Below are 24,226 nucleotides of genomic sequence, written 5' to 3' on the forward strand. Positions count from 1 at the left end.
CCTCAGGCGGCGTCGGCGCCGGTGAGCTCACCGGCCCGGCGCCGCCGCCATGCGGCGAGGGCCGCGAGCAGCGCCGCCACGACGAGGAACGGGAGCCCCAGTCGCCACACCGCCCACTCGACCTGCGTCATCAGCAGCAGGCACGAGACCAGGCCCGCGACCGGGAGCACGGTCGGGACGCGGAAGTGGCGGTGCTCCGGCCGGTCGCGGCGCAGCACCAGCACGGCCGCGTTCACGGAGAGGAAGACCACCAGCAGGAGCAGCACCATGGTGCCCGCGAGCACGTCGATGGTCCCGGTGAGGGCGAGGAGGATCGACAGCGCCGTGGTCACGAGGATCGCGACCCACGGGGTGCGGCGCCCGGGCAGGACCCGTGCGAGCACCCGCGGCAGCAGTCCGTCGGACGCCATGCCGTAGGCGAGGCGGGAGCTCATGATGCCCGTCAGCAGCGCCCCGTTCGCCACCGCGATCAGCGCGATCGCGCTGAACACGACCGGAGGCACGATGCCCGCCGCCTCGACCACGAGGGCCAGCGGTGCGGAGGAGCCCGCGAGCTCCTCGGTGGGCACGACGGCGGAGGCGACCACCCCGATCAGCGCATAGACCACACCGGTGACGATCAGCGCACCGAAAAGGGCGCGGGGGTAGGAGCGCGAGGGGTCCTTCGTCTCCTCGGCGATGTTCACGCTGGTCTCGAAGCCGACGTAGGAGTAGAACGCGAGGACGCTGCCGGCCAGCACCGCCGCGAAAGGTCCGTTCTCGGGGGTCCCGAGCTCCGTGAGCCGGCCCAGGTCGCCCTCGCCCCGGCCGATCACGATCGCGCCCAGCACGATCACCAGCAGCAGGCCGCCCACCTCGATCAGGGTGGCCACGCGGTTCGCACCCAGCGACTCGGAGATGCCGCGGGTGTTCAGCGCCGCGAGCAGGGCGAGGAACACGACCACCACGAGCACGGCGGGCAGGCTGACGAAGGCACCGAGATAGTCACCGGCGAAGCCCAGCGCGAGCGCGCCGACGGACACGATGCCGGCCGAGAGCATGCAGAACCCGACGAGGAACCCCGCGAAGGGGCCGAACGCGCGTGGCGTAATGGGAGGAGCCTCCCGCACGGGGGTACTTGGTCGCGAGCTCGGCGTAGGAGCCGGCGGTCAGCAGGGCCAGCAGCAGCGCCACCACGAGCGGCACCCACAGGGCGCCGCCGGCGATGCCCGCGATCTCCCCGGCCAGCACGTACACCCCCGCCCCGAGCACGTCCCCGAGGATGAACAGGAAGAGCCCGGTGGTGGTGACGGTGCGGCGCAGCGTGGGGCGCTCATCGGTGCTGGTCATCCACCCACGGTAGGGCGGGCGCGGTGGTGCGGACGGACCGATCGGTCGTGCCGCGCCGCCCGGCTCCGCTCGGGCACGCCCTGTGATGCGCCGCGCACCGGCGGGCACTCCCTGGCCGATGCTCCAGCGCACGGGTAGGATGTTGCGGTCCGTGACGTGCATCGCCGATGCCCGCACGGGCGGCATGAACCCTCCTGCCACGGAGAGACCGTGGCCGCAGAGACCACAGGAGGTGGGTACCAGAACATGCGCAAGTACGAAATGGTCGTGATCCTCGACCCGTCCGTCGATGAGCGGACCGTCACCGGAACCTTCGAGAAGCTCGTCCAGGTCGTCCCGACCGAGGGCGGCACCATCGACAACGTCGACGTCTGGGGCAAGCGGAAGTTCGCCTACGAGATCGACAAGAAGTCCGAGGGCATCTACATCGTCCTGCAGTTCACCGCGAAGTCGTCGACCGCGCAGGAGCTGGACCGTCAGCTCGGGCTCAACGAGTCCGTCATGCGCACCAAGCTCATGCGTCTCGACGCCGAGTGACCTGCCGTCTCTGACCCCCGCACGATCCACCACACCCCCGGAGCAGAGGAGCACCCATGGCGAATGACACCGTCATCACGGTGATCGGCAACCTCACCGCGGACCCCGAGCTGCGCTTCACGCAGTCCGGCGTCGCGGTCGCGTCGTTCACCATCGCGTCCACCCCCCGCACCTTCGACCGCCAGTCGAACGAGTGGAAGGACGGCGAGGCGCTGTTCCTCCGCTGCTCCATCTGGCGCGACGCCGCGGAGAACGTGGCCGAGTCGCTCGAGAAGGGCTCCCGTGTGGTCGCACAGGGTCGCCTCAAGCAGCGCTCCTTCACCGACCGCGAGGGCAATAACCGCACCAGCATCGAGCTGGACGTCGACGAGATCGGCCCCTCCCTCCGCTACGCGACCGCGAAGGCCACCAAGGTCCAGCGCGGCGGCGGTGGCGGCGGCCGAGGCGGTTTCGGCGGCGGAGCCCCGCAGGGCGGTGGCCAGGGCGGCTTCGGCGGCCAGGGCGGATACGGCAACCAGGGCGGTCAGGGCGGCTACAGCGCGCCCCAGGGCGCTCCCAACGCCGACCCGTGGGCCGGCGGAGGCAACCAGGGCGGGTACGACGACCCGCCCTTCTGATCGGCGCGCCGGATCCCGGCACCCCGCGCAGAGAACCCCTCAGAACAACCCCATCCCGGGTGCATGCCCGGGCTCCCCTCAGAAAGAAGGAGCACCACGATGGCCAAGCCTGTTCTTCGCAAGCCGAAGAAGAAGCAGAACCCGCTGAAGGCCGCCGGTCTCGAGACCGTCGACTACAAGGACGCCGCGCTGCTGCGCAAGTTCATCTCCGACCGCGGAAAGATCCGCGCCCGTCGGGTCACCGGCGTCTCCGTCCAGGAGCAGCGCAAGATCGCGAAGGCCGTGAAGAACGCCCGCGAGATCGCCCTGCTGCCGTACTCGACCTCCGGTCGCTGAGCGAGGAAGGGAAGCACATGACCAGCAAGCTCATCCTCACCAACGAGGTCACCGGCCTCGGTGCCGCCGGCGATGTCGTCGAGGTCAAGGACGGCTACGCCCGTAACTTCCTCCTGCCCCGCGGTCTCGCGACCCCGTGGACCAAGGGCGGTCAGCGTCAGCTCGACCAGATCCGTGCGGCCCGCGGCAAGCGCGCCATCGCGAACATCGAGGAGGCGCAGGCCCTGAAGGCGACGCTCGAGTCGAAGCCCGTCGTCATCGCCGAGCGCGCCGGCCAGAACGGCCGTCTGTTCGGTGCGGTCTCCTCCAAGGAGGTCGCCGAGGGCGTCAAGGCGATGTTCGACAAGGACATCGACCGTCGCACCGTCGAGTTCGCCACCCCGATCCGCTCGCTCGGCGAGCACAAGGCGACCGTGCGCCTGCACGACGAGATCTTCGCGAACCTCGTCGTCCAGGTCGTCGCCGCCAAGGGTGCCGCCCAGGCCTGATCGACGTACTGCGAGGTACGAGCGGTAGGAGATCAGGCAAGCAGGCAGCGCCTGATCGACATTCCGCGCGATCCCCCCGCAGCGCCCCGCACCCCACGGTGCGGGGCGCTGCTGCGTTCCCGAGACCTTCGTCGAAGGCTCCTCGGGCCGCCTGCCGGATAGGTTGTCGCCATGTTCGGACGCGCCAGGCAGCAGCAGATCCAGATCGAGCACCTCCAGACCCAGAACGCACGGCTCGAGGGTCTCGTCGGGCTCCTCGCCGAGCGGGCCGGCGTCGGCGAGGCGGAGCTCGAGCGGCTCCGTGAGGAGTCGGGCGCTCCGCGCGTTCCGGAGGAGTGCCGTCGGCTCGTCGCGGAGGGCAAGGTCATCGAGGCGATCAAGATGTATCGCGAGCACACCGGCGCGGGCCTCAAGGAGGCCAAGGACGCGATCGACCGCAGCCGCGGCGTCGCCTGAGCGGACTGCGACCATCGTCGGCCCCGGGGTCGACCATCCCCGACGACGCCTCCTCCCATCGCAGGATGTGCCGGGAGACGGGATCCGGAAGAGTCAGGACATGACGACCTTCCAGAAGCCCACCCGCTCTCCGACCCGCCGTCCCCGTGCTCCTCGCCCCCGCGGACCCTCCGCGATGTGGCTCGTCGCCCTCGCCGTGCTCCTGCTCTCGGCCGGCTACGGCCTCACCCTCGTCCCGGAGATCGCCGACATCGGCCTGCTCGTCCTCGTCCCGGCCGGCGTGCTGCTGCTCGTCGGGCTGAGCGCCTCCGTGCGCGACGACCTCGACACCGAGGGCTGACAGGTCCCGGACCCGGCCGCAGGTCGGGGCTACCCTCGACGGGTGACCACCCAGACCTCCTCCTCCGACGAGCGCGCCGACGGGCGGCTCGCCCGCTCGCTCGGCCACGGCCAGATGGCGATGATCGCCATGGGCTCCGCGCTCGGCACCGGCCTGTTCCTCGGCTCCGGCGAGGCGATCGGCATCGCCGGCCCCGCCGTGATCATCTCCTTCGCGCTCGGCGCCATGATCGCCGCGACGATCGCGCTGGCGATGGGCGAGATGGCCTCCCGCCACCCCGTGCGCGGCGGCTTCGGCACCCTCGCCGCCCGCTACCTCTCCCCGTTCTGGGGCTATCTCAGCCGCTGGCTGTACTGGATCGTCACCGTCTGCGTGACCGGCGCGGAGCTGGTCGCCTGCGCCGCCTATCTCGCCTACTGGGTGCCCGCGGTGCCGATCTGGGCCGGGATGCTGCTGTTCGCGGCGCTGATCATCGCGATCAACCTCTCCAGCGTCGGCTCCTTCGGCGTGATCGAGTTCTTCCTGTCCTCGATCAAGGTGATCGCGGTGTTCGTGTTCATCCTGATCGGCGCCGTCCTGGTGCTCTTCGGGATGCCCGGCCAGGAGGCGCCCGGCTTCGTCGAGCTCACGGCCGACGGGGGCTTCGCCCCGATGGGCTGGTCCGCGGTGTGGGTCGCCCTGTCGGTGGTGATGTTCTCCTTCGGCGGCATCGAGCTGCTCTCGATCACCGCCGCGGAGGCGAAGGATCCCGCCCGCTCGATCCGCACCGCCGCCCGCACCACGATCGTGCGCCTGGCCTTCTTCTACGTGCTGTGCATCGGGATCGTGGTGTGCCTGGTGCCGTGGCAGCAGGCCGCCGGCACCGGCGAGGACGTCGCCACCTCGCCCTTCGTGATGGTCTTCGACCGGATCGGCATCCCCGGCGCCGCGCACATCACGAACCTGCTGGTGCTGATCGCGGCGCTGTCGGCCGCGAACGCGAACCTCTACGCCGGCAGCCGGATCCTGCACTCCCTCGCCTCCGACGGGCTCGCGCCGCGCTTCTCCGCGCACGTCACGGCCCGCCGCGTCCCCGCCGTCGGCATCGCCCTGAGCTCGATCGGCCTGATCGGCGCGGCGCTGCTGGCCTTCAGCGGCGTGGGCGGGGTGTTCGGCTACATGATGAGCCTCGTGGTGTTCTCGGTGATCATGGTGTGGGCGCTGATCCTCGCGACCTACATCGCCTTCCGCCGACGCGGCGAGCGGGGCGGCACCTTCCGCATGCCGGGCGGCGTGGTCACCGCGGGCGTCGGCCTGGTGGGCCTCGCCGCCGTCTTCGCGACCGTGTTCGTGCGGCCCAGCATGCAGGTCGCCGCGATGGTCGGCATCCCCGCGGTGATCGTCGCGACCGTCCTCTACGTGGTGGTGGGCCGACGCCGCATCGATCCGGCCGACATCGACTCCGCCTTCGAGGAGGCCGAGTCGATGCGCTGAGCGTCGAGCGCTGAACCGGCTCGGAGTGGCGTTCGTTACTGTGCAGGATGTCGGCTTGGGCTCAGGGTTCGGCGGGGGTAACCTAAGGGAACCTTCGGCCTCGGCGCCACGAGACCCGGTGCCGGAGATACGCGCAAGTGGCGGAATTGGTAGACGCGCACGGTTCAGGTCCGTGTGCTGGCAACAGCGTGGGGGTTCAAGTCCCCCCTTGCGCACCGCGAGACATCCCCTCTGACCAGCAGGTCAGAGGGGATTCTTCGTCTCAGGGCGGCGGGCGGAGCGCCCGGTCCCGCAGGACCGGGCCGGCCCGCTCTCAGTGCCCGGGCGCCGCCAGCAGCAGCTCGACGTTGCGGTCCTTCCCCTCGCCCTCCTGGGCCCGCTCGGCGTGGAGGTCGTTGAAGGACAGCTCCCGGTACAGGCTCGCCAGGCACTCGCCCTGGTACGGGGCCTTCGCCTCGATCAGGGTGCTGAGCAGCGAGAGCGTCCCGTCGCGGTTGTCGACCACCTCGAGCACCCGCGCCTGCTGCGGGAAGTCGACGTGCGAGGCGGTGGTGATCTTCCAGTAGCGGCGCTCGGCGACGTCGTCGCCGTGCAGCGCGATCGTGTTGGTGTGCGTGTGGCCGTTGACCCAGGCGAGCACGTTCGGGAAGCGGCCCAGCAGGTTCTCCACGTCCCAGCCGGCATGGCGCAGTTCCCCGTTGCCCGGCTCGAGCAGCAGGTTGTTCATCGTGTCCGGGCTGTGGTGGCTGAAGACCACGAAGTACGTGTCCTCGGACTGCGTGCGCTGCAGGCGCCCGATCCCGTCGTAGTAGCGGCTGGAGCCCTCCTCGAGGGTCTCCTCGAGCCAGCGGTACTGGGCGTGGCCCAGGGAGCCCTGCGTGAAGCCGGCGCGGTTGGTGGAGTCCAGCGCGATGCCGACCACCCCCGGCGCGATCTCGAAAGTGTAGTAGCCGGTCGACTCCACCGCGTTCTCCTCGGTGAGACCGTGCCCGGGGGTGCCGACGCGCGGTGTCTGGCCCAGATGGGCGCGGATGTACTCCTCGGGGGTGAAGGGCTCGCGGCGCTCGTCGGGCGTGACCTCGTACCGGCGCTCGGGGTCGAAGGAGCTGGAGAGCGCCTGGCGCTGCGCCTCGCCGGTGCCGCCGGCCTCCGCGGTGCGCACCTGCGCCTCGAGCTGCCGGTTCGCGGTCTCCGAGGCGAAGCCGGTGAACTTCCACGAGCCGGTGTACATCTCCCGCAGGACGTCCCAGTCCGTGGGGAGGGTTCCGCTGATCGAGTCGTCGTGGTTGCCGAAGACGCTGAACCAGGGGATGTCCAGGCCGGGGCTCGTGTGGGTGGTCATGGCGCCCGCGAGCAGCTCGGGCAGCTGCGGGAAACCGGCTTCGGCGTAGCGGTCCTCGACCTCGCCGCCGGGATGCCAGTAGTGGGTCGAGCCGCCCGTCTGCACGCCCTCCCAGGTCCCGTCGGCCCCGGTGTTCGCGGTGATCTCCCCGCCGTTCATGAGGGCGAGGAACCAGTCGAGCTCCACGTGCTCGTGGTTGTCGGTGTTGTCGCCGGTGGTGACCACGCAGTCGAGGTCGCGCCCGGTGTGGGGGCCGCGGCGCAGCTCGTTGACCCGCTCGATGAGGGAGACGGCGCCCTGGGTGGTCAGCGACTCCTGCGGGCGGAACGCCGAGCCGGTGATGTCGTGGAGGAACTCGAAGCGCATAGGGGACTGGGCGTCGAGCACGTGCAGGTCGGTGAACTGGACGAAGGCCGCCAGCGGCACGCGGGTGTCGGCGCGGGAGGCCTGCGGGGCGCGGTCCAGCGCGTCCTCGCGCACCTCGAAGGCGTAGCCGGGGCCGGCGGTGAGACGACGGTAGGAGTCGTTCTCCCCGGCCTCGGGCACCGCGACGGCCTCAAGGGTGGTGCCGGTGGGGTCCAGCCCCGCGTCCTCTGCGAAGGCGCGCTGGTCGGGGAGGGCCGAGGCGGCGGTGCCGCCGAGAGCGAGGCCCGCCCCGACCAGGAGGGCGCGTCGGCCGAGGGGAGGGAGGGCGAGCGAGGAATCGTGTCGGCGGGCGGGGGTCCGGGGTGCGTGGAGCATGCGCTCCACCCCAGCACCGGGAAGTGACCAGCGGGTGACGACGGGCTGAGCACTTGCCGACGATCGCCGCCCCGGAGTGCGTCCCCCGGCACCGCTCAGCGCACGGCGGTGCGGCGCAGGCGGACGTTGACGAACTCGCCCATGCCCCAGCGGCCGAGCTCACGGCCGTAGCCGGAGCGCTTCACCCCGCCGAAGGGCAGCCCGGGCAGCGTCGTCCCGTGCTCGTTGACGTACGCCATCCCCACGTCCAGGCGGTCGGCGACCTCCTGCGCCCGGGCCAGGTCCTCGCTCCAGACGGAGCCGCTCAGCCCGAACGACACGTCGTTCGCCAGCTCCACGGCGTGATCGACGGACTCCGCACCGTAGATGACCGCCACCGGGCCGAAGATCTCTTCGGAGTAGGCGTCCATGTCGGGGGTGACCCCCGTGAGCACGGCGGGCCGCATGAATGCGCCCTCCCGGTCCAGCGCGTCGCCTCCCGTGTGCAGAGTCGCTCCCTGCTCGACGGCGCGGGCGACCTGCTCGACGACGCCGTCGCGCGCGCCGAGCGAGGAGAGCGGACCGACGTCGACGCTCTCGTCCAGAGGATCCCCGAGCGTCGCGCCCTCGAACTCCTCGACGATCGCCGCGACGAACTCGTCGAGCCGTGCGCTCGGGACGATCATGCGCTTGGGGGAGTTGCAGGCCTGGCCCGCGTTCGACAGCCGCGCGGTGGCCGCCGCGCGGGCGACCCGGGCGATGTCGGCGTCCTCGAGCACGATCAGCGGGTCCGAGCCGCCCAGCTCCAGCACGGACTTCTTGAGGTGCTCCGCCGCGGTCCGGGCGACGGCGGCCCCTGCTCGCTCGCTGCCGGTGAGGGACACGCCGCGCACGCGCGGATCGGCGATCATCTCGGCGATCTGGTCGTGATCGGCGAAGACATTGACGTAGGCGTCGTCGGGGACCCCGGCGTCGTGCAGGATCCCGGCCATCACCTCGGCGGAGCCGGCGCAGATCTCCGCGTGCTTGAGGATGATCGTGTTGCCGGTCATCAGGTTGGGGGCCACGAAGCGGGCCACCTGGTAGTACGGATAGTTCCAGGGCATCACGCCGACCAGCGGGCCGATCGGCTCGGTCTGCACGAGCGACTCCTGTGCTCCCTGCGGGTCCAGCAGCTCGTCCTGGAGCAGCTCGGGGCCGTGCGTCGCGTACCACCGGTAGATCGATCCGGCCAGCTCGGCCTCGCCGATCCCCTGCGCCAGGGGCTTGCCCATCTCAGTGGCGATCAGTCGTCCCAGCTCCTCCGAGCGGGAGTCGTAGGCGTCGGCGACGCGCTCGAGGATCTCGGCGCGTCGCTCCGGGGGCGTCCCCCGCCAGTCTGGGAAGGCGGCGTGCGTCCGTCGGAGCACGTCCTCCACGCCCGCGGAGTCCAGAGCAGGGAACTGCTTGTCGGTGCGTCCCGTGGTCGGGTTGGTCGTGGTGTATCCAGCCATGCCCCCACCCTCAGGCCCCACCCCGTGGTGTGTACAGTCCGAGGACCGATCGGTCGTCGATCTGTCAGAGGATGAACTCCAGCGGGTCGAACTCGTCGATGTCGATGATCCGCACGCGCGGCAGACGGCTCGTGAAGGCGTGCACGTCGTACTCGAGGTCGTGGAACTCGATCCCGGGGATGTCCTGCAGGTCGGTGGCCATGAACTCGCGGAAGCCGACCAGCGCCGTACGCCGGTCCGGGGTCACCGCGAGGTCCGTCATCTGCGGAACGAAGTCCTTGTCGTGGCTGACCAGCATGACGTCCGCCGGGCGGTCCTGCAGCGCCTCGGCGGTGCGCTGGATCGCGATGTCCACGACCTTGCCCTCGCCGCGCAGCGGGATCGCCTTGTACCCCAGCGCGATCAGGGCCTGCACGAACCCGGAGGGCAAGCTGTCGCCGACGGCGAGGAAGAACAGGCCCCGCACCGGCTGGCGCCAGGCGTGCTCGGCGTGCTGGAGCAGCTTGTTCCAGCGGGGGCGCTCGTCGGACTGGGGTCGTCGGCCGAGCACCGAGACGCCGAGGGTGGCGTCGATGTTCTCGCCGTCCACCAGGAGATACGTGGTGCGTTCGGTCATGGGGATGACACTACTCGGTGCCGGGCGTGCGGTCGCCGGTGCGGGTGGTGCGTGCGAGCGCCTGCCGCGTGCGCCGATGAGCTCCGCACTGACGCCGCCGTCGACCCGAGAATCAATTCCGACGGCTCCTCCCCAGGCGCGCTTTTCCACATTCTTGGGGATGGTGTTGACAATTCACGACGGGCGGGGATGGCGACGATCTCGGTGTTCACGAGGACTGCCTTGTCCTGCACCTGTCCTCTCCGGTTTCGTCACCGTTCGGGATTCGTTCGGCGTCCGTTCCCGTCGGGCACGTGCTCCCGTCCCCGCAGCACCCCTGCTCGCGCCCCCCTCCCGCCCTAGGAACACCCTGCTCCCATCCCTGCCCCTGATCCCACCCCCACAGCGCGATGCTTTGGTCCCTGCCTCCGCTCCCACCTCCGCAGCGCCCTGCCCCCGCCCCCGAGTGACCGTCGCATAACGCGCCGACCGCGACCTCTCCTCCCCACAGGTGGGTTATCCACAAATTCATCCCCATTGCGCCTGAGCCCTTCTGAAATGTCCGTTTCGGCGGTATTGTATGAGGTGTCGGGAATCTTGAAAGAGATTCTCTGTCTCGACAGCGGACGGCACCGAGGCCGTCCCGTCCACGGATCGGGGAAGGAGGGCGTGATGGGGGAGTTCGACGAGGGGCCGGAGGCCCCGCTCGAGTCCGCGTGCGAGTCCGAGTCCGACGCCGGCACGGGAACCGGCGCCGGCAGCGTTGCTGACCCGGCGACCGCCGACGAAGCCTCCCAGGGCAGCATCGCCACATCCGAGACACCCGCCGTGACCGACGACGCGACGGAGCCCACCGCCCCACGCTGGCGAGTGCGGGCCCGTCGGCCGTTGGACCAGGAGCAGCTGCTCGCCGAGGTGGAGCCCGGCACGATCGAGGCGTCGCGGGTGCTCGCTCTGCACCGCACGATGCAGACCAGGGCCCGCCTCTACGCCCACCAGCTGCGGCAGCTCGCGGTGTTCTTCCGCGAGGATCCCGAGGCCGGCGGCATCCCCGAGAACGCGGATATGACCGGCGTGAAGGTCGCCGTGGGCCTGCGCACCTCCGCCGCCCGCGCCTGGTCAATGGTGCTGGACGCGCGCACCTCCGTGGATCTCATGCCGGCGACCTTCGTCCACCTCGCGCGCGGCGACATGCCCGAGGACTTCCACCGCTACCTGCTGCGACAGGTGCGGAGGCTGGACGACGAGCAGAAGGAGGCCGTGGACCGCCACCTCGCCGGGGTGGAGATCCCCGCGGTCTCCAAGGCCACCTTCGAGGCGCAGGTCCGCCTCGCCGTGCGGCTCGCGACCGCGGGCACGGTCCCCGAGCCGCCGCGGGCATCCCGCTCCGTCGAGCTGCTCGACGTCGACACGAGGGCCGGCACCGCCTCGCTCTACGTCACCGGACCGATCCTCGAGATCCAGGGGCTCGCGCATCGGCTCGACGTCGCGGCGCGGACCGTGCAGAAGGCCCAGCGCGCCGCCCTGCGCGACGGCGAGGAGGGGCCGCTGCCCTTCGACATCGACGGCGACCTCGCCGAGCGGGGCCGCGCCCTCTCCCTCGCGACGCTGCGCTACGCGATCCTCACCCACTCCGTGCTGGACATCGACCCGGTCCAGGAGACCTGCAGCCCCTACAAGATCCTCGTCACCGTGCCGGTCACGACGCTCATGGGGCTGGAGAACACCCCCGCGATGCTCGACGGGCTCACCCCGATCCCCGCCGAGCTCGCCCGCGATCTCGCCGCCGGGGAGTCGACCTGGCTGCGGATCCTCACCGACCGGATCATCGGGGCGCCCTGCGATGCGGTCGCCGAGACCTATGCGCCGACCGCACAGATGAGGCTCCAGCTGCGGATGCGCCACCCCGTCTGCGCCGTGCCTGGATGTGGGAGGCCCACCCGGCTCGCCGCGGAGGACGACCACATCCTCGAATACGACCACGACAACCCCGACGAGGGCGGCCCGACCTCGCTCGCGAACCTGCACCGGCTCTGCTGGCGCCACCACCAGCTCAAGACCGCCGGGCTCCTCGACCCCACCCGCGTTCCCGACCCCAGCCGCGAGCTCGGCGGCTCACCCGGACCGGTCGCCACCGACTGGGAGATCGACGGCGGAATCCGTGCCCGCACCGTCGAACACACCGACCTCGTCACCCCGGTCACCGCCGAGGCACTCGAAGCCGCCTGGCGGATCCACCAGCGACTCCACGCCGACGCAGAGCGGCTCGCCGCCGCCGAGCGGGCCAGGCCACGACGAGAACGGGTCGACGAGCAGCGTCGCGAGGCGATGGCCATCGCCCACCCCCACCCCCACCTGCGCAGCCGACTCCGGGCCCCGGACCCCGACGCGATCGCCGCGCTCGGCGACCCGCCTTTCTAGCTCACCGGCCCTCGCCGGCGACCTTCACCGTCATCCGCGCCGTCTCGCCATTGACTGTGACGGTCACGGTCGCGGCGCCGCGGCGCAGTCCCGTCATCTCCCCGGTGCGCGGATCGACCCGGACGACGTCACGCCGGTCCGGCTGCTCGTCGCCCGCTCCGCCGGTCGCGACATGCACCCCGGTGCCGCCCCACTGGGCGGTGACCGGCCACGCGACCGGCACCTCCCGGCCGTCCTGCGTGAGCGTCGCCGAGACCTCCCCGACCTCGCCCACCGCCAGCTGGTCCCGGCCCTCGACCGCGAGGGAGTCGACCCACGGCCGGGTCTCCGCCGCGAGCCAGTCGACCCGGTCCTGCGTGGCGGGATTCCGGCCCACCACGCCCGAGGCCGGATCGATGCCCAGCATCGTCCATCCCGTGAACCCGCCCGTCGCCGGCGTCCCCGCCGGGGACTTGCCCGAGTTGCCGTTCACCAGCGTGGTCACGCCCTCGACCGCGCCGCCGTGGAACACGCCCGCATGGGCGTTCACCAGCGCGACGGACTTGCCCGTCGTGCGCCGGAAGTCGGCGAGCTGCTCCTCGATCGCCCGGGCCTCCCGCTGGTCGGACAGCTGGCTCGACTCGCTCGGCAGCGGATCGTCGGTCGGGTGGTGGAAGAACACGACCACGCCGGTCAGCGCATCGGACTCCGCCACGGCGCCCAGCTGCTCCTCGAGCATCTCGAGCTGGCCCAGGCCGTCCCCGGCGAGGGTGCCGGGGGCGCTGTTCATCGTGATGACCTTCGTCGCGCCGAGATCCTGCGCGGTCGACGTCGGCCCGAACGCCTCCTCGAAGTTCGCGATGTCCCCGCCCATCACCTCGTGGTTGCCGGGCACGTAGACGTACGGGATGTCGCTCGTCCACTCCTCCTCGAGGATCCGCTGGGCCAGGGCGAAGTCCTCCGGCGAGGCCTCGTCGACCAGGTCGCCGTTGATGACCAGCAGGTCCGGGGACGCCTCCCGGATCTCCCGCAGGGTGCGGCGCGCGCCCTCGACGGCGTCCGAGTCCGGGGAGGCGGCGACGAACTGGGCATCGCTCATCACCGCGATCCGCTGCGGACGGTCCGAGACGTCGCCGTTCGCCAGCAGCGCCGCGTCATGGATCCGCGGCTCCTCCGGCAGCTCGGTCTGCGGGGTGGTGGTCGCGCGGAGGTTCGCGACCGTGATGTCGCCCGTGTACTGCGCCTCCGGGCGGGTCTCCATGATCCGCAGGCGCTCGACGGTCAGCGGCTGCGGCAGACCCTCCGGCACCGTGAAGCGCACGCTCTGCCAGCCCACGCCGTGCAGGTTCTCGCCGTCGAGGTTCGTCACCGTGCCCTCGCCGTCGCGCACCTGCAGCCGGGGCCAGGCTCCGCTGCCGTCGGAGAGCACGTCCATCGTCAGCGCCTGCGTGGAGCCCTCGATCCGGGCCGGCTCGTCGGCGATGAGGTAGTAGCCGCGGGTGGCCGAGGAGGTGGTGAAGTCGTAGGTCATGCGCACGCCGGGCGTCGGCTCGCCGTCCTCGCCGACCGGCCCCTCGGCCGCCTCGAAGGAGCCGGTCGCCCGAGCCGCGTCGTCGCTGAAGGCGGAGAGGTCCGAGAAGTCGAGGACCTGCTGCTCCTCGGTGCCGTGGATGAGCGCGACCGTGGTCTCCAGGCCCGCGGCGCGGAGGGTGAGCGTGCCGGTGGCGGCCTCGCCGGTCGCGCGCACGCCCCAGCTGCCGAGGCCGTTGTCGGTGACCTCGAAGCCGTCGGAGGCCGTGGCCTCCACGTCCGCCGTCTCGATCCGGGCCCGACGGCCGTCGGCGTCGTAGCCGGTCAGGGCCACGGTGCGGGGGGTCTCGGCGTCCGGGAAGTTCAGCGAGCGCTCCGAGGCCTGCAGGCCGACGGGCTCGCCGAGCACGCGCAGCTCCTGCCGTGCCTCATGGCCCGCGGCGGTGAACGTGACGGCGCCGCCGCCGGGACCTGTGCCGCGCACGACGGCGCCGGCCTGGTCGGACTGTTCGAGCTCCACCGCGCCCTCCGCGGTGAAGGCGCCGTCGGCCATCACCGGGGAGAGGTCGGCGGCGAGGCCGGTCGCCTCCAGGGAGCGGTGGAGGTTCGGGAAGACGGCGTCCTCGCCCTCCACGGCGAGGGAGGTCTGCACGTCGGCGAGCTCCTCGGCGGGGGCGTCGGAGTAGAACACCAGCGCATTGGGCACCTCGCGCACGACCCCGTCCGAGGGGCTGTTCCAGATCGCCTCGCTCTCGCTGCCGGCGGTGCGGGCGGCCAGCGCCGAGGAGCCGCCGCCGTCGAGGTTGACGGCGTTGTGCGCGCCCATGTCCTCGAGGATCTGCCCCAGCTCCGGCAGGGTCATCCCCGTGGACGCGGTGCTGCGGCCGTCCAGGACCAGCACGAACAGCTCGCTGCCGTCGCGGCTGACGCCCACGGCGGTGCGGGGATGGGAGGTCGTGACCAGGGAGTCCTCGCCCATGTCCGGCACCTCGCCGTCCGCGAGGATCTGATGGCTGCCGGCGATGCCGAGGTCGACGTCCTGGTCGGGGCCGATCTCGATGTCGACCTCGTCGCCCACCTCGAGGTCCGCGACCATGCCGGCGCCGTCCTCGCGGCCCAGTAGCACCTGGCCGTCCTCGGGGATCTCCGGGTCGCCGGCGGTGTCCTGCACGTCGGTGACCTCGGTGACCGTGCCGTCGACGACGGTCGCCAGCGCGATCTCCTCGGACATCGCCTCGGGCGCGCCGACGGGCCGGTCCAGGGTGTAGTCGCCCCACGCCGGGGTGTACACCCCGATCCCGTCCTCGGGCAGGGAGGGGTTGTTGATCCCCTCGAGCTCGTGGACGGCGCCGTCGGCCGTGGTGAGCTCGCCGGAGGCGGAGAGCGCCTGGATCGCGGCCTTCCCGTCGGCGAGCGTGAGGGCGGGCATCGCCTGGGAGGTGCCCATGCGCACGCCGGCGGAGCTCATCGAGGTGCGCAGCGGCGCATCGGAGTGGTTGATGTCGAAGAAGGTGCCGTTGACCGCGGCGACGGCGCGGTCGCCGCGCTCGCCGGCGTGCATCACGTCGCTCAGCGGGGAGCGGCCCGTGACGGTGCCGTCGTCGGTGACGTCGACCGAGAGGGTCGACTCGGTGAGGTCGGCGGTGAGGACGCTGCCCTCCTTCCAGCCGCCCTCCTCGAGGCGGGAGAAGGTGGTGAGGTCCAGGCCCGGCGCGACGCGGTAGTCCTGCGAGTCGCGAAGCACCCCGCCCGCGGCGAGCTGCTCGTCGGTGACCTCCGCCGCGGCGGGCGCGACCGGGAGCGCGGGGAGGAGGAGGGCGAAGGCCGCGAGGAGCGCGAGCCAGCGGGTCTGCGTGAGGACGGGGGTGCGGGGCGCGGAGTGCATCGAGGATCCTGCTCGCTGGAGGGGAGGGCCTCGAGCACCGTATGTGACCTGGGAGACACCTGGGTGGTGTCGGGGTGAACGTCGGGTGACCTGACATCGGTGTGAGGGCTGGCGGCCCTCACACCGATGTCAGGTATCGTGCCAGGTCAGACGGCCTGGACCTTGCCGGTCACGCCGTGCGGGTCGATGACGTACTTCTTGGCGACGCCGGAGTCGAACTCCGCGTAGCCCTTCGGAGCGTTGTCCAGGGAGATCGCGGTGGCGTTGACGGCGTCGGCGATCTGGACCCGGTCGTGGAGGATCGCCTCCATGAGCTGGCGGTGGTAGCGCATCACCGGGCACTGGCCGGTGGTGAAGCTGAGCGCCTTCGCCCAGCCGAGCCCGAGCCGCATCGAGAGCGAGCCGACCTTCGCGTCCTCGTCGACGCCGCCCGGGTCGCCCGTGACGTACAGGCCCGGGATGCCGAGCGCGCCGCCGGCGCGGGTGATGTCCATGAGGGTGTTCAGCACCGTCGCCGGCGCCTCGGCCGCGTCCTTGCCGTGCCCGCGGGCCTCGAAGCCCACGGCGTCCACGCCCGCGTCGACCTCCTCGCGGCCGAGGATCCTGGCGATGCCCTCACGCGGGTCCTCCTTCGAGACGTCGATCGTCTCGCAGCCGAACTTCGCCGCGTTCGCGAGGCGGTCCGCGTTCATGTCGGCCATGATCACGACCGACGCGCCGAGCAGCTGCGCGCCCACCGCGGCGGCGGTGCCGACGGGGCCCGCGCCCGCGATGTACACCGACTTCCCCGGGCCGACGCCCGCGGAGACCGCGCCGTGGAAGCCGGTGGGGAAGATGTCCGAGAGCATGGTCAGGTCCAGGATCTTCTCCATGGCCTGGTCCTTGTCCGGGAACCTCAGCAGGTTCCAGTCGGCATAGGGGACCACGACGTACTCGGCCTGGCCGCCCACCCAGCCGCCCATGTCGACATAGCCGTAGGCGCTGCCGGGACGGTCCGGGTTCACGTTCAGGCAGATCTCGGTGCGGCCCGTCTTGCACATCTCGCAGCGGCCGCAGGAGATGTTGAAGGGGACCGAGACGAGGTCCCCCTCCTTGATGAACTCCACGCCGGGCCCGGTCTCGACGACCTCGCCGGTGATCTCGTGGCCGAGCACGAGGCCCTCGGGGGCGGTGGTGCGGCCGCGGACCATGTGCTGGTCCGATCCGCAGATGTTGGTGGTGACGACCTTCAGGATCGCCGCATGGGGGAGCTTGCGGCCGACGTTCGCGGGGTTCACCCCGGGACCGTCCTTCAGCTCGAAGGTCGGGTAGTCGATGTCGACGACGTCGACCTTCCCCGGGCCCTGGTAGGCGATCGCGCGGTTGCTGGACATGGAGGCCTCCTTGCCTTCACGCGGCCCGCCTTCGCGGGCCGACTCCTCGAAGCCTCCGGGAGGATGTGTCGGGAAGTCAAGGGGTGGCGCGGAAAGCGCTGGGACCTGGGAGGTCTCCGCGATGCAGTCCCACGTACGACTGCGCCCCGCCGGAGCTCCGGCGGGGCGCTGGGGGAGGGCAGGTCAGTGGCGGTCGCCGAGACTCTTCAGGGTGTCCACCAGAGCGCTGACCGCCTCGTCGGTGGCCGTGGGCAGCGGGGTGCGCACGGGGCCCTGGGGCAGCCCGAGCTCGCCGAGAGCCCTCTTGATCAGCGAGATGAAGGCCGGGTCGGACTCGATCTGCCCGAGGGGGCCGGCGAGACCGTCCCAGAGGGAGACGGCTCGGCTCCAGTCGCCGGATGCCGCCGCCGCCCAGAGATCGACGCAGCGTGCGGGGGTGAGCCAGGCCGACGCGGCGACCCAGCCGCTCGCGCCCTGGGTGAAGCCCTCGAGGGCGAGGCCGTCGGCCCCGACGAAGATCTGCACGTCGGTGCCGAGCGCCGCGCGCAGCTCGCGCACGCGGGTCGCCTCGCCCGAGGTCTCCTTCACCGCCCACATCGAGTCGTGCTCGAGAAGGGCGACGAGATCCTCGGGAAGGAGGTCGGTGCCGGTCGAGTGCGGGTTGTTGTAGACCAGCACCGGCAGCTCCGAGCGCTCCAGGACGGGCGTGAGCGCCGCGACCGCGTCGCCGGCGCCGAGTCCGCCGTAGAACGACGGGGTGACCATGGCGGCAGAGGCGCCCCATCGGGCGGAGCTCGAGATCATCGCGGACATGTCCTCGGGGCGGTAGGCCATGCAGCCGACGACCACGGGCACGCGACCGTCGACGACCTCCACCAGGTGTCGGATCTGTGCCTCGCGCTCGGCCTCGTCGAGGGCGAGGGCCTCCCCGGTCGCGCCGAGGGCGAGGAGGCCGTCGACGCCCGCCTCGAGCACCCGCTCGACGCTCCGGCCGTACATGTCGAGGTCCTGGGTGCCGTCGGAGGAGAAGGGGGTGGTCGAGACGGCGAAGACGCCCCGCATCGGGGTAGCGGTCATGGAAGAGTCCTTTCGGGACGGGGCGCGGGTCAGCGCAGGGTGATCCAGATGGTCTTGGTCTCGGTGTACTGGGCGAACGCCTCGAGGCCGTTGTCGCGGCCGCCGAAGCCGGACGCCTTGTAGCCGCCGAAGGGCGTGGTGATGTCGCCCTCGCTGTACCCGTTGACGGCCACGGTGCCGGCCCGCACGGAACGGGCTGCGGTCAGCGCGTCGTCGATGTCGCGGGACCAGACGGTCGCGGCGAGACCGTAGGGGGTGTCGTTCGCGATCCGGATCGCGTCCTCGAGATCGGTGAAGGGGAGCACCACCACGACCGGGCCGAAGATCTCCTCGCGCGCGATGGCCATGTCCTCGCGGACGTCGGTGACCACAGTGGGCGGGTAGAACCAGCCGCCGGTCTCCTCGAGGACCTGCTCGCCGCCGGTGCGGACGGTGGCGCCGTCGGCGACGGCCTCGTCGACGTAGCGTGCGACGCGGTGCAGCGCGGACTCCTCGACGAGCGCGCCGATGGTGGTCGCCGGGTCGAGGGGATCGCCGACCACGGCCTTCTCCGTCGCAGCGACCAGTGCGTCCACGAAGTCGTCCAGGATCGAGGCGTCGACCAGGATCCGTGATCCCGCCGTGCAGTTCTGGCCCATGTTGCCGAAGGCGGCCTCGGCGAGGTCCTCGGCGACCAGCTCGAGCCGGTCCGCGTTGTCGGCGGTGACGATCTGCGGCGCCTTGCCGCCCAGCTCCAGGACGACCTTCTTGAGGTTCGACTCGGCGGAGTAGCGCAAGAATTCGCGACCGACCTCGTTCGAGCCGGTGAAGGAGATCGCGTCGACGTCGCCGTGCTGGCCGAGCGCCTTCCCGGTGACATGGCCGAGGCCGGGGACCACGTTCAGGACCCCGTCGGGCAGACCCGCCTCGGTCGCGAGCTCCGCGAAGCGCAGTGTCGTCAGAGTGGTCAGCTCCGGGGGCTTGACCACGACCGAGTTCCCGGAGGCGAGGGCGGGCCCGAGCTTCCAGGCCAGCATCGCCAGCGGGAAGTTCCACGGGAGCACGGCGCCGACGACGCCGATCGGCTCGTGGACGATCATGCCCACGGCGCCGTCCCCGGCGGGCGTGGTCTTGCCGAACAGCTTGTCGGCCGCCTCGGCGTACCAGCGGATGGAGTTGATCGTGTCCGGAAGGTCGAACTCGCGGCAGTCGGTGATCGGCTTGCCGGCGTCGATCGCCTCTGTCAGCGCGAGGTCCTCGAGGTTCTCCTCGAGGAGCGCGACCAGCTTCAGCAGCACCTCGCGACGCTCGGAGGGGTGCTTGCGGCTCCATGCCCCCGACTCGAAGGCGGTCCGGGCGGAGGCGACGGCCCGATCGACGTCCTCGGCGTCGCAGGCGGCGATGTCGGCGAGCTTCGTCCCGGTCGCAGGGTCGATGCTCTCGAAGGTCGCCCCTGACGCGGCGGGGACGAAGGCCCCGTCGAGAAAGGCGAGGGTGCGGACGGGCTCGGGGAGCGTGGCGGTCACGGGAGGTCCTCTCGTCGTCGAGTGCCCGGACTGGGCGGTCCTGCCTCCGACGGTACCATGTGCAATGGCACAAGCGGAAGGGGAGGTCAGGGAGAGGATTCCTCGTCCTCGGACAGCTGCCCCACCGTCAGGGGGAGGGCCAGCGGGCGCTTCGCGACGGCGCGGGCGGCCTCCAGGCGACCGCCGCCCTCGCTGCCCAGGCACACCATCGCCGCCCCGCAGATGCGTCCCTGGCACATGCCCATGCCCGCTCGGGTGACCCCCTTGAGCGAGCGGGGGTCCTCGGCCTGCAGGCTGTCGCGGGCCGCGGTGATCTCCCCGAGCGTGACCTCCTCGCATCGGCACACCACAGTGCTGTCGTCGGCTCCCTCGACCCATCCCTCCGGTGCCGGGTGCGCATGATGCATGGCCTGGGCGAACAGGCGATGGCGGGCGCGGGCGAGCCGATCCTGCCGGGAGGCGTCCGCGGGACGCCCGGTGCATCGGGCCGCAGCGGCGCGACCGGCGAGCCGGCCCTCGGCCACCGCTCCGACGGCGCCGGTGACGCCCGTGATCTCCCCGGCGAGGAAGAGCCCCGGCACCGTGGAGGCCTGCTCGCCATCGACCAGGCCGACGAGGGAGCCGTCCACGTCGAGCCGGGTCGCGGCGCCGGTCTGCACGAGCAGCTCGGCCTGCGGCACGAAGCCCCACCCGAGACCGACCACGTCGACGTCCTCGAGACGTCGTGCGGTGCCGGGCAGGCGAGCGCCTCGTCGATCGGCCTGCGAGATCTCGACGGCGCTGACCCGGCCCTCGCCCAGGATCCTCGAGACGACCTGCTTGCGCAGGTACGGGACCCGGTGCTTCGCCAGCAGCGCCGCGTAGTGTGCGCCCTCGACGCCCTTGCCGGGGACGAGGGCGCCAGTGACGCCGCGGGGCACCCAGCCGGTGAGGTCCCCGGACTCGACCACCGCCACGACCTGCGCCCCCGCCTGGAGAACCGACGCGGCCGCTGCCAGGAGGAACGGGCCGGTCCCGGCGAGCAGCACCCGGTCCCCGGGGGAGCGTTCCTGGACCTTGACGAAGGCCTGCACGCCGCCCGCCGCCATCACTCCCGGCAGCGTCCATCCCGGGACGGGCAGCTGACGGTCGTACGCCCCCGGGCAGAGCACGACGGTCTGAGCGCGGAGAGTGCGCGGAGCCGGTGCGCTCGGGTCGGCCTCGGGGGTCGGGGCGAGGCGGAGGGCGAAGCCTCCCTCCTCGAGGGCGTCGACGGCGGCGACGTGCGTGGAGGGCAGGATGCGGAGCACCCCCGCTGTCGCGGCCTCCCGCACGCCGTCGTGCAGCTCCTGGAACGTGGACCAGCCGTGGTGCCAGCGGGGCGCGGGGGCACCCGGCAGCTCGTCCTTCGCGCCGTGCCGCCAGAACTGACCACCGAGCCGCGGCCCGGCGTCCACGAGCACGACCGAGTCGGCACGACGGGCGGCCTCGACCGCGGCGGCCAATCCGGCCGGCCCTCCGCCGATCACGACGACCTGGGCGTCCGCCTCACGCATCGCCGGCTCCCGTCCGCACGTCCATGCCGTCGGTGACCTCGACGAGGCAGGTGCGCACCCCGCGCCGACCGTCCACCGTCGCGAGGCAGTCGTAGCAGACCCCGATGCCGCAGAAGAGGCCACGTCGATCGCCCTCGCGGCGGGTGGTGCGCCAGCCTGCCGCCTCGCCCTCGAGCTGGAGCGCCGCGGCGACGGTGCGGTGCGCTGGGACGGCAAGGGGTGCGCCGTCGACGGTGAGGTGCACGGTGTCCTCGGGGGAGCTGCTCACGGGGTGCCTCCTGCGGTGAAGCGGGACGGGTCGAAGGGGGAGAGGTCGAGATCCGGTCGGTGTCCGGCGAGGGCCTGGGCCATGAGCTTCCCCGTCCCGACGCTCAGCCCGATGCCGGCTCCCTCGTGGCCGGTCGCGTGCCACAGGCCCGGCGCTCTCGAGTCGGCACCGATGGCAGGCACGTGGTCCGGCGAGTACGGGCGGAAGCCGTGGTAGTGGCGCAGCACCCGGGCGTCGGCGAGGAAGGGGAACAGCTGTGCTGCGTTGCGGGCGATGCGCCGCAGGGCCTCGCGGCTGAGTCGATCGCTGAAGCCGACCTGCTCTCGGGAGGAGCCCAGCAGGATGCTTCCGGCCGGGGTGCTCTCCACGACGGGCGAGGCCTGCAGGGAGGCGTCGGAGGTGCCGACGTCGTCGATGTACTCCGCCGCGTACACCTTGTGGAACACCCGGGGCGGCATCGGCTCGGTGACCATCACGTAGCCGCGTCGGGGGGCGATGGGGAGGTGGACGTCCGCGAGCGCGGCGAGCTGGGCGGCCCAGGGCCCGGTCGCGTTGACGACCGCGCCCGCGGGGAGGTCGCCGTGAGTGGTGCGCGCGCCGACGACCTGATCGCCCCTCCGCAGGAGGCCGGTCACCGGGCAGTGGGGGAGCACCTCGGCGCCGCGATCGCGCGCGAGGGCGAGGAGATGGGCGACCACCTGCATCGGCATGACCTGGGAGTCGTCGGGGTAGAGGGCCGCCCCGACGGCGCCGGGCGAGACATGGGGCTCGAGCGCGAGCAGGTCGTCGGCCTCGAGCTCCTGGACGGCGATGCCGTGCGCGCGCTGTGCGGTGAGGGCACGGCGCAGGGACACCATGCTCGACTCCTGCGAGGCGACGATGATGCCGCCCTTCTGCTCGAACTCCCAGCGGCGACCGTGCTCGGCGAGCTCGCCGTGCCACAGTCCCAGCGAGTAGTTGGCGAGATCGAGCTCGGGGCCGCGCTCCTTGTCGGAGACGAGGATGTTGCCCTCGCAGCGTGAGCTGGTCCCGCCGCCGGGGGCGCCCCGGTCCACCACGCGCACGCTCAGGCCGAGCAGGCTGGAGTAGTAGGCGATCGCGGCGCCGATCGCGCCGGCCCCGATGACCAGGACGTCGGTGCCGCGCGTCATCGAGGGGAGACCAGGTCTAGGAGGGGGGCGGGGGCCGTCCCGTCCTCCTCCTCGCCGGTGGACCAGAGGCGGGAGGTGTGGCCGAGGTGTCGCACGATGAGCTCATGGGCTGCCTCCCCGTCGCCGGCGACGAGGTGGTCGAGGAGATCGTGGTGCTCCTGGGCGGAGTGCACGAGGCGGCCGCTGTCGGCCAGCGTGCGCAGCGCGCGCAGACGCGTCTGACCGCGCAGGCGGGTGGTGAGGTCCACCAGGCGCCGGTTCCCGGTGTGCTCGAGCAGACGGGCATGGAAGACCCGGTCGCCGCGGAGGTAGGCGTGCAGATCCCCCTGGCGGGCGCCCTCGACGATCTCCTCGGCGAGGGTGCGCAGGGCGGGGAGGTCCTCCTCCGGGAGATGCCCGGCGATGGCGCGCATCGCGGGGCCCTCGAGGAGCTGTCGGATCTGGGTCTGCTCCTCGAGATCGGCCCCGGTCATCTCCGTGATCCGGAAGCCCTTGTTCTTCATCGTGGTCACCAGGCCCTCGCCGGCGAGATCCATCATCGCCTCGCGCACCGGAGTCGCGGAGACGCCGAGCGCGGCGGCGAGCGCCGGGGCCGAGTACAGCCTGCCCTCCTCCAGGTCGCCGAGGATGATCGCGCTGCGCAGGGCGTCGGTGACCGAGGCGCGCAGGCTCTTGTTCTGCTGGATCTCTCCCAGCGGGAGGGGGCTGGTCGTCATCGCGTGCTCCTGTCGGGCCGGCTCGTGCGAACCCACGGTAATGGTCGGCGACGAGGTCACAGCTCGAAGCCCTCCGGGTACGGATCCGTCGGATCGAGCATGTACTGCGCGGTGCCGGTCACCCAGGCGCGTCCGGTGATCGTGGGGAGGACGGCCTCGTGGTCGCCGACGGTCGCGGTGCCGACGAGGCGGCCGGTGAAGCGCGAGCCGATGAAGGACTCGTTGAGGAAGTCGGTGTCCAGGGCGAGCTCGCCGCGGGCGTGCAGCTGCGCCATGCGGGCGCTGGTCCCGGTGCCGCAGGGAGAGCGATCGAACCACCCGGGGTGGATCGCCATCGCGTGGCGGGAGTGGACCGCGTCGGAGCCGGGGGCGGCGAGGTAGACGTGGTGGACCCCGCGGATGTCCTCGCGCTCGGGATGGACGGGCTCGTCGGCGGTGTTGATCGCGTCCATGATCGCCAGGCCCGCGGCGAGCAGGCGGTCCTTGGCCTGCCGCTCGAACGGGAGGCCGAGCTCCTCGAGCTCGACGATCGCGTAGAAGTTCCCGCCGAAGCCGAGGTCGTAGCGGACGGTGCCGAGGTCCGGCACCTCCACCTCCGCCGCCTGCCGCAGGAGAAAGGAGGGCACGTTGCGCAGCGTCACCGACTCGGCGTGGCCGTCCCGGACCGCCACCTCCGCGATGACGAGACCGGCGGGGGTGTCCAGACGGATGGTGGTCACGGGTTCGACGACCTCCACCATGCCGGTCTCCACGAGCACGGTCGCCGCGCCGATCGTGCCGTGGCCGCACATCGGCAGCAGCCCGGAGACCTCGATGTAGAGGACTCCCCAGTCGGCGTCGGTCCGGGTGGGTGGCTGCAGGATGACACCGCTCATCGCGCCGTGGCCGCGAGGCTCCCGCATCAGGAGCTTCCGCAGGCCGTCGCGGTGCTCCATGAACCACAGCCGCTTCTCCGCCATGGTCGCCCCGGGGATCGGGGGCACTCCGCCCGTGATCACGCGGGTGGGCATGCCCTCCGTGTGCGAATCGACGGCGTGGTAGACGTGCGTGGTGCGCATGA

At 71.9% G+C, this 24,226-nt stretch carries 20 protein-coding genes, 1 tRNA gene and 1 pseudogene; 9 read left to right on the top strand and 13 right to left on the bottom strand.

Going from position 1 to position 24,226, the window contains the following annotated elements; genetic code table 11:
- Nucleotides 1-2: 2 nt before the first annotated feature.
- Nucleotides 3-1,329, bottom strand: a pseudogene (locus A4A78_RS03020) (APC family permease).
- Between the two features lie 246 nt (nucleotides 1,330-1,575).
- Between A4A78_RS03020 and rpsF the strand changes: the two are divergent.
- The 8 genes from rpsF (at nucleotide 1,576) to A4A78_RS03060 (ending at nucleotide 5,791) form a co-directional block, all read left to right on the top strand.
- The gene (rpsF, locus tag A4A78_RS03025; protein ID WP_010552048.1) at nucleotides 1,576-1,866 is read left to right on the top strand and encodes a 30S ribosomal protein S6; all 291 of its coding nucleotides are present in this window, start codon (nucleotides 1,576-1,578) and stop codon (nucleotides 1,864-1,866) included.
- Between the two features lie 56 nt (nucleotides 1,867-1,922).
- Nucleotides 1,923-2,483 carry a single-stranded DNA-binding protein gene (locus A4A78_RS03030; RefSeq protein WP_062946933.1) on the top strand — a complete coding sequence of 187 codons (561 nt, stop codon included), beginning with the start codon at nucleotides 1,923-1,925 and terminating at the stop codon, nucleotides 2,481-2,483.
- A 99-nt stretch (nucleotides 2,484-2,582) separates the two neighbouring features.
- Nucleotides 2,583-2,819 (top strand): 30S ribosomal protein S18, encoded by a 237-nt coding sequence (gene rpsR / locus A4A78_RS03035; protein ID WP_010533203.1) that lies wholly within the window; start codon nucleotides 2,583-2,585, stop codon nucleotides 2,817-2,819.
- Nucleotides 2,820-2,836: 17 nt separating this feature from the next.
- Entirely contained in the window at nucleotides 2,837-3,307 is a 471-nt protein-coding gene (gene rplI, locus A4A78_RS03040) for a 50S ribosomal protein L9 (RefSeq protein WP_062946934.1), read from the top strand.
- A 171-nt stretch (nucleotides 3,308-3,478) separates the two neighbouring features.
- The gene (locus tag A4A78_RS03045; protein WP_062946935.1) at nucleotides 3,479-3,763 is read left to right on the top strand and encodes a hypothetical protein; all 285 of its coding nucleotides are present in this window, start codon (nucleotides 3,479-3,481) and stop codon (nucleotides 3,761-3,763) included.
- Between the two features lie 100 nt (nucleotides 3,764-3,863).
- Complete coding sequence (locus tag A4A78_RS03050; protein ID WP_062946936.1) at nucleotides 3,864-4,103, top strand: hypothetical protein; 240 nt, start codon at nucleotides 3,864-3,866, stop codon at nucleotides 4,101-4,103.
- Nucleotides 4,104-4,145: 42 nt separating this feature from the next.
- The gene (locus A4A78_RS03055; protein ID WP_062946937.1) at nucleotides 4,146-5,576 is read left to right on the top strand and encodes an amino acid permease; all 1,431 of its coding nucleotides are present in this window, start codon (nucleotides 4,146-4,148) and stop codon (nucleotides 5,574-5,576) included.
- Nucleotides 5,577-5,707: 131 nt separating this feature from the next.
- Nucleotides 5,708-5,791 (top strand) — tRNA-Leu (locus tag A4A78_RS03060).
- A 98-nt stretch (nucleotides 5,792-5,889) separates the two neighbouring features.
- On the opposite strand, the gene A4A78_RS03065 is transcribed toward A4A78_RS03060, so the two are convergent.
- From A4A78_RS03065 to A4A78_RS03075, 3 genes are all read right to left on the bottom strand, one after another.
- Nucleotides 5,890-7,659: a TIGR03767 family metallophosphoesterase gene (locus tag A4A78_RS03065; protein WP_062946938.1), complete on the bottom strand. Its 1,770-nt coding sequence runs from the start codon at nucleotides 7,657-7,659 to the stop codon at nucleotides 5,890-5,892.
- 95 nt (nucleotides 7,660-7,754) lie between these two features.
- Complete coding sequence (locus A4A78_RS03070; protein ID WP_062946939.1) at nucleotides 7,755-9,131, bottom strand: NAD-dependent succinate-semialdehyde dehydrogenase; 1,377 nt, start codon at nucleotides 9,129-9,131, stop codon at nucleotides 7,755-7,757.
- A gap of 64 nt (nucleotides 9,132-9,195) precedes the next feature.
- Nucleotides 9,196-9,747, bottom strand: a complete 552-nt coding sequence (locus A4A78_RS03075) for an NYN domain-containing protein (protein ID WP_062946940.1) — start codon at nucleotides 9,745-9,747, stop codon at nucleotides 9,196-9,198.
- Nucleotides 9,748-10,398: 651 nt separating this feature from the next.
- Between A4A78_RS03075 and A4A78_RS03080 the strand changes: the two genes are divergently transcribed.
- The gene (locus A4A78_RS03080) at nucleotides 10,399-12,147 is read left to right on the top strand and encodes an HNH endonuclease signature motif containing protein (protein ID WP_062946941.1); all 1,749 of its coding nucleotides are present in this window, start codon (nucleotides 10,399-10,401) and stop codon (nucleotides 12,145-12,147) included.
- Between the two features lies 1 nt (nucleotide 12,148).
- Here the strand turns inward: A4A78_RS03080 and A4A78_RS03085 are convergent, their stop codons facing one another.
- From A4A78_RS03085 to A4A78_RS03125, 9 genes are all read right to left on the bottom strand, one after another.
- On the bottom strand, nucleotides 12,149-15,541 hold the full coding sequence (locus A4A78_RS03085) for a phosphodiester glycosidase family protein (protein ID WP_062946942.1): 3,393 nt from the start codon (nucleotides 15,539-15,541) through the stop codon (nucleotides 12,149-12,151).
- A 146-nt stretch (nucleotides 15,542-15,687) separates the two neighbouring features.
- Nucleotides 15,688-16,914 (bottom strand): formaldehyde dehydrogenase, glutathione-independent, encoded by a 1,227-nt coding sequence (gene fdhA / locus A4A78_RS03090; RefSeq protein WP_062946943.1) that lies wholly within the window; start codon nucleotides 16,912-16,914, stop codon nucleotides 15,688-15,690.
- Nucleotides 16,915-17,097: 183 nt separating this feature from the next.
- Entirely contained in the window at nucleotides 17,098-17,991 is an 894-nt protein-coding gene (locus A4A78_RS03095) for a dihydrodipicolinate synthase family protein (protein WP_062946944.1), read from the bottom strand.
- Nucleotides 17,992-18,020: 29 nt separating this feature from the next.
- A complete protein-coding gene (locus A4A78_RS03100; protein ID WP_062946945.1) occupies nucleotides 18,021-19,496 on the bottom strand; it encodes an aldehyde dehydrogenase in 1,476 nt (491 codons plus the stop codon).
- A gap of 86 nt (nucleotides 19,497-19,582) precedes the next feature.
- The gene (locus tag A4A78_RS03105; RefSeq protein ID WP_062946946.1) at nucleotides 19,583-21,031 is read right to left on the bottom strand and encodes an NAD(P)/FAD-dependent oxidoreductase; all 1,449 of its coding nucleotides are present in this window, start codon (nucleotides 21,029-21,031) and stop codon (nucleotides 19,583-19,585) included.
- Nucleotides 21,024-21,299: a (2Fe-2S)-binding protein gene (locus A4A78_RS03110; RefSeq protein ID WP_062946947.1), complete on the bottom strand. Its 276-nt coding sequence runs from the start codon at nucleotides 21,297-21,299 to the stop codon at nucleotides 21,024-21,026. Before A4A78_RS03110 ends, A4A78_RS03105 begins: the two co-directional genes overlap by 8 nt.
- Nucleotides 21,296-22,450: an FAD-binding oxidoreductase gene (locus A4A78_RS03115; RefSeq protein ID WP_062946948.1), complete on the bottom strand. Its 1,155-nt coding sequence runs from the start codon at nucleotides 22,448-22,450 to the stop codon at nucleotides 21,296-21,298. The genes A4A78_RS03110 and A4A78_RS03115 overlap by 4 nt, the downstream gene beginning before the upstream one ends.
- Entirely contained in the window at nucleotides 22,447-23,166 is a 720-nt protein-coding gene (locus tag A4A78_RS03120; protein WP_062946949.1) for a GntR family transcriptional regulator, read from the bottom strand. The genes A4A78_RS03115 and A4A78_RS03120 overlap by 4 nt, the downstream gene beginning before the upstream one ends.
- A 56-nt stretch (nucleotides 23,167-23,222) precedes the next feature.
- Entirely contained in the window at nucleotides 23,223-24,224 is a 1,002-nt protein-coding gene (locus tag A4A78_RS03125) for a proline racemase family protein (protein WP_062946950.1), read from the bottom strand.
- Nucleotides 24,225-24,226: the final 2 nt, after the last annotated feature.

Source organism: Brachybacterium sp. sponge, assembly GCF_001613775.1.
Classification (GTDB): Bacteria; Actinomycetota; Actinomycetes; order Actinomycetales; family Dermabacteraceae; genus Brachybacterium; species Brachybacterium conglomeratum.